Source organism: uncultured Aggregatibacter sp., from assembly GCF_901873365.1.
In the GTDB taxonomy this organism is placed as follows: Bacteria; Pseudomonadota; Gammaproteobacteria; order Enterobacterales; family Pasteurellaceae; genus Aggregatibacter.
Genome location: NZ_CABFLM010000050.1, coordinates 1 through 12,460 on the forward strand (window position 1 = coordinate 1; position 12,460 = coordinate 12,460).

Sequence of the window (12,460 nt, forward strand, 5' to 3'; positions counted from 1 at the left end):
TCGTTAGACGTTAAAATCTATTTTCAGGAAGGAAGAATTGAATGGGATATGCATACAATCAATATAGATTCAATTCTTCCTTCCTGAAAATAGATTTTAACGTCTAACGATGTTTAACGATTCAAAATCTCAAAAATCTCGACGTGATAATGTTACACGGTAATAAGAGTGGTGAAGTTAAATTGTGACTTTGATAATATATTATTTAACATAATATACATTATGCGAAATTAGTTATAAGGTGAACGAAAGCTACGGATTAAGAAGATCACAGAGTTATGCACAAGTCACTCTCACTAGTTAAACATGATAAAATCTAGGGTTGATAAGGTATGTAACAAATAGAAAACTAAAGTTATAGACTGATGGATTAATATGTAAATGAATTGCAAAGGGATTATGGATATGGATTAATATGTTTAAAAATATGCTAAAGCGCATCCAAAATGAATCTGCTATCGTTTTTCTTTTATTGGTATTGATATTTAGAAAATGATGCCATATATATTGGTAACGCTACGTTAAATCTGAAGTATTTTTAACGATTTCCCTCTCCTATCTTGAGTTTTTAAAAATTAGACAAATAACAATCCATACATAAAACGTGCGGTTTTTTAGGTTCTTATAAAGGCCTATACTTCGCAAGTCCCTCAAGGGACTTGTGAAAACTGGTCACCGTGTTTATTTTCATATCACTATTTTAGTGAATCGTAGCGTGCAACTTGTTGCACGAAATCATGAATGCCTGAAAGCGTTAAATAACGTTCTGTGCGTATTTGGTCGTGCATCAAGATGCACGCTACGAACGAAATCACGAATTACACATCGAGGTTAATTATTCGTGCAACAAGTTGCACGCTACCAGGGGTTAGATAATCATCCTATATGTTGAATTTTGGTTGCCAGCCTTTTGTTCATTATATAGCGAGGATTTTTTCTGTTCATCGCTTAGCTATTTACGCATAGCGTATGGTTTTTGTAGCTAGACTTTGGCTGGCTATAAAAAAACACACCATTTTCCGTGATGTGTTTTAAATAATTTGTGACGTTGTCTCTTTTCTTCTATTGAAAAAACATTAAAAAATTTAACCGCACTTTCTAACCAATGAGTTTAATTCCATATTCATAAACTTTTTGTAATAAAATCAGTTTATCTTCATTGTTTGCATGTTGTGCAGCTAACTCTTGAAGGCTTTGCTCAAATTGTAAAATTTCAGAGTCTAGTTTTTTCCGACAATATTTTTGCCATTTAATTTGTTCGGCTCTGTTCAATGTGCGATAAAAATGTCTCGCGCGATAATGAAACAACAACTGAGGGATTCTTGGGTCTTGAAAACTCAGATTATGTTCAGCAAGCTTTTCGGGCTCCAAAGTGCGTAAAATCGCCATATTGTTTTTATCTGCATCACTAAAAAAGCCATTATAAAGTTCAGTTTCAACATTATCAGATGCTTCAAACTCGCGATCTTGCTGAAAAATATCCATGACTTTTTGACGAACATCCTTAGATGCCAACAAACGCTGTTGATTTTTCTCGCATAACGCTCGATTAATCCCTAAACGTTCGGCATTTTGAGGCAATAAGGTTTTCTCCGGTGCCACAATAGGACATTTATTAATATGAATGAGCTTTAACGGAACAGGAAGCACACCGGCCTCTAATAAGGTTTCTTTCTTCGTATAAAGATTTTCACGCAACTCCTCTGCCGATTTTGTTAATAAATCATCAATATTTGCCGTTAAATCACACACTATGACCGCATTTTTATTTGTTGGGTGCCATGCTAAAGGCGCAATTAATGTCGTATTTCCACGATAATTGCCTAACATCCCCGACACATGCACTAACGGCGTCATTTCTGCGGTATTAATGAGCTTTTCAATCTCTTTTTTTCCACGATTTTCAAAGAAATAGTGAAATAACTTTGGCTGTTTTTGCTTAATTAATTTTGCCATTTCGATAGTAGCATATACATCAGACATGGCATCATGCGCATTGGTATGCTCTACTCCATTGGCTTTTGTCAAATTTTCTAAACGAAAACTCGGCATACCTTCATCATCTAAAGGCCATTCAATGCCATCAGGACGCAAGGCATAACACGCACGCACTAAATCCAATAAATCCCAACGGGAATTACCGTTTTTCCAGCTATATTCATAAGGATCAATAAAATTACGATAAAAGGTATAGCGCGTCATCTCGTCGTCATAACGGATATTATTGAATCCCATGACACAGGTATTTGGTTGGCTGAATTCCTGTAAAATCCGCGCGGCAAAATCCGGTTCCGGCAGGCCTTTTTCATTACACTCCTGCGGTGTAATGCCTGTCACTAACACCGCTTCCGGTGAGGGCAAATAATCGTTAGTTTGCTTGCAATACAACACAACGGGCTCGCCGATAATATTAAAATCCGCATCTGTACGAATGCCGCCAAATTGTGCCGGGCGATCGGTTGCCGGATTGACACCAAAACTTTCATAGTCATAAATGAAAAAGCTGAAATCGTTTTTTGCCATTATTTTTCTCAAATTTAAGCCAAGATTTTATCGAGATAATACAAACAGAAAATTGCACACAAGCTGAATACAATGCCTAACCAGTTAATTTTACTGATTTTTTCTTTAAAAATTAATGCGCCGGTAATCGTACCTAAACAAATCACCCCAATGTTCATGCTGGCAAAAACTAATGTCGGATTCGAGCCAAAACTCTGGTGAGCTTTAATATAAAACAGAATATTGAAGAAATTCAGTACCCCTAAAATAATGCCGCCCACAAAACTTGCGACATTCCATTGAGTACGTTTGAATAACAAGTAAATAAACATAATGCAGGCAGCCAAGGAAAACGCAATGAATAACGTCGTTGGGAATGCTCCCCCGCTTTTTGCGACTTGTTTAAACAAAATATCGATGATTCCATAGCCAAACCATACACCGACTAAGCCCAAAACACCTCGAAAATTATTCGTAAGCTCACTTGTTCGCTTACTCACCCCTTCGGGGCCGTTGGTATAACCAACGTTCAAAAAACGTTGTTTTTTGTCGACCGCACTTTGTTGATTCGGTTTGCTTAAAAGGCAAAACAACCCGACAAATGCCAACACAATACCAACGACTTTTGATTGACTTAGGGTTTCGTGGAAAATTAAAAACGCAGCGAGAATGGGTAAAAATAAAGATAAGCGTTGTGCCGCATCAGAACGTACAATACCGGCGAATTCTACGGCTTTGGACATAATAATAAACACACTTGGCAATAGAATACCTAATGCTAGGAAAATCGGCGTATTTTCGCTTTGTGCGATAAAGTCAGTAAACTCAAGTCCTTTGAAATCCGGTTTTAATAAAAACCAACTCAGTGACAACGCCACAATATAATTAAAGGCAATGGCTTGTTGAATCTCGATATGACGTTTGCGCGCGACTTTTAGTAAGACAGACACCGCCACGCTGCAAAGAACAGCAATAATAAGGTTAAACATTTTTTATCCTAAATTTTACGATATAAAACAGGTGGGTGAAGTTTGCCAATTATCGTTATAGTGAGGCAATTTATCAACGATAAAATGAGGCTTTGAGGATCCTATCTAACAAACGCAGAAAATTTGTCATAAAAAATTCCCCCGAAGTACTAACCTAAGTACTAAAATAGGCGTAGAATGACCTTACATCTTTATTTTAAAGTTTAAAAAAAAGTTGAGTTTGTTTATGTATCGGAAAGCGTTTGAATTAGCAAGATCGTTGCTCATTCTTTATCTTATGCTCTATCTTGGCGGTTTAGTCGCCCATTACGTACCTATTGGTATTCCATCGAGTATTTGGGGATTATTGCTGCTGTTTACCTGTTTGGTGTTACGTATCGTCAAAGTGGAATGGGTGATGTTTTCCTCCCGTCTTTTAATTCGTTATATGGCGTTATTATTTGTGCCGGTCAGTGTGGGAATCGTCAAATATTCCGGTTTGCTCATGGATCAAATGAAAGAATTATTAGTGCCGAATATAGTCAGTACTTGCGTGACCTTGGTTGTGATCGGTTTACTGTCCGACTATCTGTTTTCCCTCAAATCCTTTACACACCTCAAACATAAAATCATGAAAAAACGGGCGAAGGAGGAATGATGTCTTATCTTGTTTATGCTTATACATTATTGACAATTCTTGCTTTTGTTTTGGCGGTGAAAATCAATCAACGTTGGAAATCGGTGGTATTAAATAGCTTTGTGTTAACCGTGCTAATGTTAGTGGCTGTCTTGCTGGCATTTCATCTGCCTTATGACACCTATATGGCCGGCAATGCGCCGCTCAGTAATTTATTGGGCGTGAGTATTGTTGCGTTGGCGGTGCCGTTATATGAACAAATTCGTCAAATTGGTCGTCATTGGCAAATTATTTTGATTACCACCGTGTCTGCTTCCCTTTTATCTATGATTAGCGGCGCCGTATTGGCATTACTTCTGGGGGCGAAACCGGATATTGTGGCGACTATTTTACCGAAATCTATTACTACACCGATTGCCATGGCAGTCTCTGAAAATTTGGGCGGGATTCCTTCTGTAGCAGCTGTTGGGGTCGTCGTTGCCGGTTTGCAAGGCTCCATTTTCGGCTATTTACTCTTAAAAAAAATCGGCTTAAAAAATCAAGAAGCGATCGGCTTATCCGTTGGGGCGATTTCTCATGCGCTAGGCACGGTCAGTTGCATGGAAAATAATGCAAAAGCAGGGAGTTACAGTTCCATTTCTTTAGTATTGTGCGGTATCATTAGCTCAATTTTGGCACCTTTTGTCTTCAAATTGATCTACGCATTGGTATAGCATGAAAAATCAAATTAATTCCCGTTGGCAGCAACGTTTTATTGACGATAAACCACGGGAAAAAGACCACCGTCCGCCGTTTCGTCGTGATCGCGGACGTATTCTCCATTCCGCCGCTTTTCGTTGTTTACAGGCAAAAACACAAATTCATGCGGTGGGCGAAAATGATTTCTACCGCACTCGCTTAACCCATTCTTTGGAAGTGGCACAAATCGGCAGCAGCCTTGTGGCGCAACTCAAATTTGCTGAAGCCTTTGCTACCTTGGCACAACAACTGTCTCAGGATAAAAGCGAGTTGCAAAAGCAACTTAGCCCTTTGTTGCCCACCAATGATTTAATCGAAAGTTTGTGTTTTGCGCACGACATCGGCCATCCGCCTTTTGGGCATGGTGGTGAGGTCGCACTCAATTATATGATGCGCAATAATGGCGGTTTTGAGGGAAATGCACAGACTTTTCGCTTGCTCACCAAGCTTGAACCTTACACGCCCAATGCGGGGATGAATTTAACCCGTCGTACCCTTCTTGGTATTGTGAAATACCCGACCATTTTGGATGTCTCTTCTGCGCAATATGATCAATTCGCTGAAAGCCAACACAGTGATCCTCGTTATGTCAAAATCGCTGACTGGCGACCGGGGAAAGGATTATTCCGTGACGATCTTGACATGTTTAACTGGTTGCTCGAACCGCTTTCTGACAGTGATCGTGCGTTATTCGGTTCACTCCAAAAAGTGCGGTCAAATCCGCAAGAGATTTTAAAGACCCGTTTCAAATCCCTCGACTGTAGCATTATGGAGCTGGCGGATGACATCGCTTATGGTGTGCATGATTTAGAAGATGCCATTGTGGTAGGCGTCGTCAATGTGCAGCAATGGCAAGAGGCCTTGAATGCATTGAAAGACTGTCAATCAGATTGGATGCGACAACATATTGAAGATATCAGTACAAAATTGTTTTCCGATCAACATTACTTACGCAAAAACGCTATCGGTGCATTAGTGAATTATTTCATCACCAATGTGCGTTGGAAAATTCAGCCTGAATTTGGCGATCCGTTGTTGCGTTATAACGCCGAATTACCGTCGGAAGTGGTGGGCGTATTAAAAGTATTCAAAAATTTTGTCCAGAAATACGTGATCAATAATGTGGAAACGCAACGCGTAGAATACAAAGGTCAGCGTATTTTGACGGAACTGTTTCAAATTTTTGATTCGGATCCGCAACGATTACTCCCAACCAACACCGCCAACCGCTGGCGAAATGCAGAAGAAAACGGTAAAAAACGCGTGATTTGCGACTACATTGCCGGCATGTCAGATGCGTATGCGTTGAAAGTGTATCACCAGCTTTAAGCTCTTTTTCGGGCGTGTATGACATGAGATTATCCGCGCCCTTCTCCCCTCGCCTCATTCCTCTTTCTGTCTTTTTTGAAAAAAATATGTAAGTAATTTGTAGTCGCACCGTCTAACATAAATGAAAGGGTACCATTTTCATTATTTCATCTGTAATAAAGGAATTATTATGAAAAAATCAAAATTAGTCCTGATATTGACCGCACTTTTATCCTGTGCAGCAATCCCGACAAGTGTTATGGCAGAAAATCACGTTCAACCAACCATGGAGAAAAGCAATATGTCTGAAGCAACAAAAGATCTTCACGAGATTTATTTAGCCGGTGGCTGTTTTTGGGGCATTGAAGCTTATATGGAACGTATTTACGGTGTAGAAGATGCCGTGTCCGGCTATGCTAACGGCAAAGGCGACAAAACCAGTTATCAAATGATCGGTATTACGGATCACGCAGAAACGGTAAAAGTGACCTATGATCGCAATAAAATTTCGTTAGATAAATTACTGAAATATTATTTTCAGGTTATTGATCCGACCAGTGTCAACAAACAAGGTAATGACCGCGGCAGACAATATCGCACCGGTATTTATTATCAAGACGTCGCGGATAAAGCTGTGATTGAAAAAGAACTTGCCACACTGCAAGAAAAATACAAAAACAAAATTCAAATTGAAGTGGAACCGTTACGCAATTACGTGTTAGCGGAAGACTATCATCAGGATTATTTAAAGAAAAACCCAAACGGCTATTGCCACATCGATTTGGAACAAGCCAATAACGTCATTATTGACGAAAAAGACTATCCCAAACCAAGCGATGCGGAGCTCAAAGCAAAATTAACCCCGCTGCAATATAGCGTAACGCAAAACAAAAATACCGAACATTCTTTCAGCAATGAGTATTGGGATAACTTCAAACCGGGCATCTATGTGGATGTCACTACCGGCGAACCGTTGTTCTCCTCTAAGGATAAATTTGAGTCCGGTTGCGGTTGGCCGAGTTTCACCAAACCGATTGCCAAAGAGGTGGTAACTTATCAAGACGATCACAGCTTTAATATGCTCAGAACGGAAGTCATCAGCCGTAGCGGAAAAGCCCATTTAGGTCATGTGTTTGATGATGGCCCGAAAGATAAAGGCGGTTTACGCTATTGCATTAACAGCGCTTCCATCAAATTTATTCCATTGGAAGACATGGCAAAGGAAAACTATGGCTACCTGATTAATGCGGTGAAGGAGTAAAAGATGTTTGATCAGCAATTATTAATCGGCACGGTTTTCCTTGCCGGTCTAGCCTCCTTTTTGTCGCCTTGTATCTTCCCCATTATTCCTATTTATTTTGGCATTTTGGCGAAAGGCGGCAGAAAGATTCTGAACACCTTTTTGTTCATTGCAGGCTTATCCTTAACCTTTGTGAGCCTTGGATTTAGCTTCGGTTTTCTCGGCAATTTATTCTTTAATGACAACGTCAGAATCATTGCCGGCATTATCGTCATTATTTTAGGGATTCACCAATTAGGTATTATCAAGTTGAATTTCTTAGAAAGAACCAAAGTGGTGGAAGTGAAAACCGAAGGCAAAAGTGCCTCCTTTGAAGCCTTTTTCCTCGGATTGACATTTAGTCTTGGCTGGACACCTTGTATCGGTCCGATTTTAGCTTCCGTGTTGGCACTTTCCGGTGACGAAGGATCTGCATTATACGGTGCAGGAATGATGTTAGTTTATGTACTCGGTTTGGCTACCCCGTTTGTGCTGTTCTCTTTGTTTTCCCAAGAATTGCTCAAACGCAGCAAAGCACTGAATAAACACTTGGGTAAATTTAAAATTGTCGGTGGATTATTAATTATCGTCATGGGCGTTTTACTCATTACCAATAACTTACAATAACTTACGATAAAAGGACGTATTAACTATGAAAAAAATCATTGCATTATTATTAATGGCATTCAGCGTAAATAGCTTTGCTGAAGGAGAAAATACATTGAAAGACATTCAATTTAAGGACTTAAATAATAACGTGGTCACACTCGATCAAGTTACTACCAAAGGCAAACCGGTTTACGTTAAAACATGGGCGTCTTGGTGCCCGATTTGCCTTGCCGGCTTAGCGGAAATTAACGAACTCAGTGCCGATCAAAACAAAAACTTTGATGTGATCACCATCGTTTCACCGGGAGCCAAAGGCGAAAAGGAAACCCAAGATTTCATTGAGTGGTACAAAGGGTTGGATTACAAAAACATCATTGTGTTGCTCGATGAAAACGGCGAAGTCATTAAACGCGGAAAAGTACGCGGTTATCCGTCCAGTTTAGTATTGGATGCCAATTTCACACTGCAAAAAACATTGCCGGGACATTTAGGCACCGCACAAATTAAACAATTATTTTAAGAAAAAAGCCCTGAGATATCAGGGCTTTCTCGTTTAGAATGACTTGAACTAAGTCTTGATAAATTAGAAACGAATTTCAATAGAACCGGCAACATTGCGTCCCGGTGCATAAAAACGTTCTAACCCTTTTCCTTCTTTATCTACCGAATCAGTGGTGCTCACTTTATTAATTCCACGTAAAGTATCCCATGTGTGATATTTACGATTCAATATGTTATACACCCCGGCTCGTAATGTGACATGACGATTGACTTTATAAAAGCCATATAAATCGAATAACACGGCGGAACCATTAAGATAAGGATAGGTTTTAACCTCTCTCACAAAATTTGAGGTATATTGGACAACTTGCGCATCTTTGGCTTTTTTCGCCCCGAGATAGCTTGCTTTGGCATTAATCCCCCAACGGTCATTCGGATCTTCATAACCAACGCCTAAAATGACTTTAATCGGCTGAATAGACAGCAAACTTGCTTCCGTGCCACTTAATTTTCCTTTGGCATAACCAAGATTAGCAAGGAATTTCCAACCTTGTGGAATTGTCGAAATCACCTGATCTAAGTTAACTTTACTATTGAACTCCAAACCGGAAATTCGCGCACGATCAATATTGACTGCTTGCTGTGCAATGGTGGTGTAATAAGGCTGCTGACCATAGCTGGCACTATGCGAATTATAAAATTTATTCCATTTTTTATAGGTTGATTCCTGTTCAGTGAGGAAGTTTTTATAGCGGGTATGATAAACATTTAGCCCAAAGAGACCTAATTGATGCGCCGCTTGAATGTGAATAGACTGATTTAATGCCTGTTCAGCTTTTAAATCCGGATTCGGAATCCAGTTACCGGCAGGATGTTCATAAGAAAAATACATTTCAGATGCTGTTGGAATACGGAAACCGCTGGAAACGTTATAACCGACTTTCCAAATATCATTAAGTTGTGCGTCTAGCCCTAATGATCCACTTAGACTTTGAAAGGTATTTGAAGCCGGTTTACGACTACAAGCACGGCAAGTGGCTTTTAAATCCTGTGGTACTAATTCGTCCCAGTCATAACGAACGCCTAATTGACTAGAGAACATATCATTCCATGTAACGCTATCTTGTAATTGAGCAAAAAACGAACGTGTTCTTACCGGATGCTGAATAGATTCGCTATCTTTTGCACTACTGTCTTTATCGTTGGGATATTCATGGTTGTTACGGTTATCAAAATCTTTTTGCGAAATTCCACTTCTTAATGTGAATTGATGACTTCCCCAAGGGCTTTCCCATGGCATAAGCTCAGCACGTAATGAGGCACGCATAAAACGTGTATTCATATGCGTATCTTGAATTTCATATAAATGCTTTTGCGGTAAAAGTTTTGTCAAATCAGAATTATAGCGTCGTCCGCCTTTATAGTTTTTTGAACCAATATCTGTTTTTTGCCAATCTAAATCGGTTCTTAAATAACTTAACCAACGATTATTTTCCGGAAAATATTCATAGGCTAAATTGGCGTTATAGCGTTTTCCAATATCTTTAGACTCACGCCAAGAACTGAGATTGAGCGTATAAGATTTTTCATCAATAAAATTATCCGCACTTTGACCGTTAAATGACGCACTCACACGATGTGACGGCGTAATAAAATACCCCATCTTTGCTAAATAACTGTGATTTTTATGATGTGACGGATCAGGAATTCCTCTCGCATTGCCGGAGATGTCCTCGCCATTGCCACGACTTTTCATCTCATGGCCATTGCGATAAGAATAAAGTAATGTTGCATCAAATTTATCATCTTTATAGGCAACACCTAATGTGTTTGTCCATTCGCGATTTTTACTGGCATAACCATTTTTAAGCAAGACACCCCACTTTTGTTCCGGCAGAATAATATCATCTGCCCCTAAAGTGCGGTAATTTACTGAACCGCCTAATGAACCACTTCCGGCATTGAAAGAATCCGCACCACGCATAATATCAATGCCTTGCACCAATTCAGGATCGATACTCAAACGTGAACTATTAAAATTACCATAACGCGCATAAAGTGAATTTTCTTCTGAATCAGGTAAATTCACCCCATCAATACTAATACCAACGCGATTGCCTTCAACGCCACGCATCGCAAAGCCTTTATTGCGCCGACCATTATCACTAATGCCGACATCGGTGGCATAACGCACCAAGTCATAATTATCCGCGATCAGCTCTTCTTGAATCACTTTACGTGTCTTTTTGATTTGATTCGCTTTGACTTCAGTCGCATTTCCATCAACGGTAATAGTATCTAATGCGGTTTGTTCTTCTGCATATGCTTGCAAACCTACTAGCACGCATAATGCACCTAAGGAAAGAGGATATTTAAGAGGCATATATTCACCTGAGAGTTTATTAAGTAATACAGCGAGAAAGTTTACAAAATTTAAATAAATTTGACAATACTATTGCAAATTATTCTCATTCTTTGTATGATTGTATACCTGTCTATTTAATCTATAAACTCATTTAAAGGACTTTCCTATGAATAAACTTCAACCCTCAATCATTGCACTCTCTTGTATTATGGCATTAAGTGCGTGTTCTTCCAGTTCAAAAGGCGGTACAGACAATTCTGAACAAATTCGTCAAACCGAAATTGAACTCAACCAAAAAATTGCAGAAGCCAATAAAAAAGCGGAAGCTGCCGTGAAAAAGGCGGAAGAAGCAGCAAAAGCGAATAGCCAAAAACAAACTGAATCAGACAAAAAAGCTGAAGAGGCAACTCAAACAGAAAAACCACAAAGCCAACAAACTGACACAGAGAAAAATGCTGCTCAAGAAGCACTGAAAAAAGCCGAAGAGGCCGCTAAAGCTGCACAAGCCAATAATCAAAAGACTGAAGCTGAGAAAAATGCCGCTCAAGAAGCACTGAAAAAAGCCGAAGAGGCCGCTAAAGCTGCACAAGCAAGCACCCAAAAAACTGAAGCTGAGAAAAAAGCCGCTCAAGAGGCATTGAAAAAAGCCGAAGAGGCAGCCAAAGCTGCACAAGCTAATAGCCAAAAGACTGAAGCTGAAAAAAACGCTGCACAAGAGGCATTAAAAAAAGCCGAAGAGGCTGCCAAAGCGGCACAAGCTAACAGCCAAAAAACTGAATCAGAGAAAAATGCTGCTCAAGAAGCACAGAAAGAGGCTGAAAAACGTTTAAAACAATTAGAAACGTTACAAGCTGATGAAAAAGCCCGTATTCCATTAAGTGATAAAGTTTTCGGTGGTGCTAGTGGTGAAATGAAAGATACTATTTCTGGTGGCACAATAAATCTTGCAAAAAATGAGTTAAATTCTGTATTAACAGCTGACATCCGTGATCTAACAATTAGAGATAACAACGGCAAATTAGTGGATATCCCTGTTGTCAGAACAGCTAATATAGATCCAGATGGTTTGGACGACGAATACCGTGACCCATATCATATGGTAAAAGATGGGCAGAGTATTTTAAGTAATTCTGATTTTAAATCTAGTGCATTTGGTACATATTTTTATAATTTAACTGATAAGCAATATTTCTACGCTCAAGGAAATCCAACAGTACTTGCACAAATCCCGACAGCAGGCAAAGTAGAGTACGATGGCGGTGCTGCTTATAAGAAAGATGGAGGTGATAGTCAAAGAACTGGAATGACTGCTACAGCAGATTTTGCTAACAAAGTTATTGATATTAATATCAAAAAAAGTAGATTTGTACCTGATATGAAATTTGGCGGTAAAATCACTGGAAACAGTTTTGCGGGTGAAGTGAATGGTATTAAAACTCAAGGCGGTTTCTTCGGCGAAAATGCTCAAGAAATGGGTGGATTATTTACCAATGAGGCGGATCAATCTCGCGGTGCATTTGGTGGTATAAAACAATAATATTGCCATAACGCGA

Annotated in this window: 10 protein-coding genes; 7 read left to right on the top strand and 3 right to left on the bottom strand. The window is 39.4% G+C overall.

The window, feature by feature from the left end; all coding sequences use genetic code 11:
• Nucleotides 1-1,098: 1,098 nt before the first annotated feature.
• On the bottom strand, nucleotides 1,099-2,523 hold the full coding sequence (sbcB, locus tag QZ106_RS03230; protein WP_295974171.1) for an exodeoxyribonuclease I: 1,425 nt from the start codon (nucleotides 2,521-2,523) through the stop codon (nucleotides 1,099-1,101).
• A gap of 14 nt (nucleotides 2,524-2,537) precedes the next feature.
• On the bottom strand, nucleotides 2,538-3,491 hold the full coding sequence (locus QZ106_RS03235; protein ID WP_295974174.1) for an EamA family transporter: 954 nt from the start codon (nucleotides 3,489-3,491) through the stop codon (nucleotides 2,538-2,540).
• Between the two features lie 226 nt (nucleotides 3,492-3,717).
• On the opposite strand from QZ106_RS03235, the gene QZ106_RS03240 reads away from it, so the two are divergent.
• From QZ106_RS03240 to QZ106_RS03265, 6 genes are all read left to right on the top strand, one after another.
• A complete protein-coding gene (locus QZ106_RS03240; protein ID WP_295974176.1) occupies nucleotides 3,718-4,128 on the top strand; it encodes a CidA/LrgA family protein in 411 nt (136 codons plus the stop codon).
• Complete coding sequence (locus QZ106_RS03245) at nucleotides 4,125-4,820, top strand: CidB/LrgB family autolysis modulator (RefSeq protein WP_295974178.1); 696 nt, start codon at nucleotides 4,125-4,127, stop codon at nucleotides 4,818-4,820. The genes QZ106_RS03240 and QZ106_RS03245 overlap by 4 nt, the downstream gene beginning before the upstream one ends.
• Before the next feature lies 1 nt (nucleotide 4,821).
• A complete protein-coding gene (locus QZ106_RS03250) occupies nucleotides 4,822-6,174 on the top strand; it encodes an anti-phage deoxyguanosine triphosphatase (protein ID WP_295974181.1) in 1,353 nt (450 codons plus the stop codon).
• 169 nt (nucleotides 6,175-6,343) lie between these two features.
• Nucleotides 6,344-7,414, top strand: coding sequence for a peptide-methionine (R)-S-oxide reductase MsrB (msrB, locus tag QZ106_RS03255; RefSeq protein ID WP_295974184.1), 1,071 nt, complete (start codon nucleotides 6,344-6,346; stop codon nucleotides 7,412-7,414).
• A gap of 3 nt (nucleotides 7,415-7,417) precedes the next feature.
• Nucleotides 7,418-8,059: a cytochrome c biogenesis protein CcdA gene (locus QZ106_RS03260; RefSeq protein ID WP_021616234.1), complete on the top strand. Its 642-nt coding sequence runs from the start codon at nucleotides 7,418-7,420 to the stop codon at nucleotides 8,057-8,059.
• A gap of 25 nt (nucleotides 8,060-8,084) precedes the next feature.
• Nucleotides 8,085-8,561 (top strand): redoxin family protein, encoded by a 477-nt coding sequence (locus tag QZ106_RS03265; protein ID WP_295974192.1) that lies wholly within the window; start codon nucleotides 8,085-8,087, stop codon nucleotides 8,559-8,561.
• Between the two features lie 63 nt (nucleotides 8,562-8,624).
• On the opposite strand, the gene QZ106_RS03270 is transcribed toward QZ106_RS03265, so the two are convergent.
• Entirely contained in the window at nucleotides 8,625-10,925 is a 2,301-nt protein-coding gene (locus QZ106_RS03270; RefSeq protein ID WP_295974195.1) for a TonB-dependent hemoglobin/transferrin/lactoferrin family receptor, read from the bottom strand.
• A 148-nt stretch (nucleotides 10,926-11,073) separates the two neighbouring features.
• Here QZ106_RS03270 and QZ106_RS03275 point away from each other — a divergent pair, with 148 nt between their 5' ends.
• Nucleotides 11,074-12,444: a transferrin-binding protein-like solute binding protein gene (locus QZ106_RS03275; protein ID WP_295974197.1), complete on the top strand. Its 1,371-nt coding sequence runs from the start codon at nucleotides 11,074-11,076 to the stop codon at nucleotides 12,442-12,444.
• The last annotated feature ends 16 nt before the right edge of the window (nucleotides 12,445-12,460 follow it).

What these genes read in the sequence shown, in the direction of transcription:
- QZ106_RS03265 (WP_295974192.1), top strand. Translation starts at nt 8,085, where the DNA reads ATGAAAAAAATCATTGCATTATTATTAATGGCATTCAGCGTAAATAGC.
- QZ106_RS03235 (WP_295974174.1), bottom strand. Translation starts at nt 3,491, where the DNA reads ATGTTTAACCTTATTATTGCTGTTCTTTGCAGCGTGGCGGTGTCTGTC.
- QZ106_RS03240 (WP_295974176.1), top strand. Translation starts at nt 3,718, where the DNA reads ATGTATCGGAAAGCGTTTGAATTAGCAAGATCGTTGCTCATTCTTTAT.
- QZ106_RS03245 (WP_295974178.1), top strand. Translation starts at nt 4,125, where the DNA reads ATGATGTCTTATCTTGTTTATGCTTATACATTATTGACAATTCTTGCT.
- QZ106_RS03275 (WP_295974197.1), top strand. Translation starts at nt 11,074, where the DNA reads ATGAATAAACTTCAACCCTCAATCATTGCACTCTCTTGTATTATGGCA.
- QZ106_RS03260 (WP_021616234.1), top strand. Translation starts at nt 7,418, where the DNA reads ATGTTTGATCAGCAATTATTAATCGGCACGGTTTTCCTTGCCGGTCTA.
- msrB (WP_295974184.1), top strand. Translation starts at nt 6,344, where the DNA reads ATGAAAAAATCAAAATTAGTCCTGATATTGACCGCACTTTTATCCTGT.
- sbcB (WP_295974171.1), bottom strand. Translation starts at nt 2,523, where the DNA reads ATGGCAAAAAACGATTTCAGCTTTTTCATTTATGACTATGAAAGTTTT.
- QZ106_RS03270 (WP_295974195.1), bottom strand. Translation starts at nt 10,925, where the DNA reads ATGCCTCTTAAATATCCTCTTTCCTTAGGTGCATTATGCGTGCTAGTA.
- QZ106_RS03250 (WP_295974181.1), top strand. Translation starts at nt 4,822, where the DNA reads ATGAAAAATCAAATTAATTCCCGTTGGCAGCAACGTTTTATTGACGAT.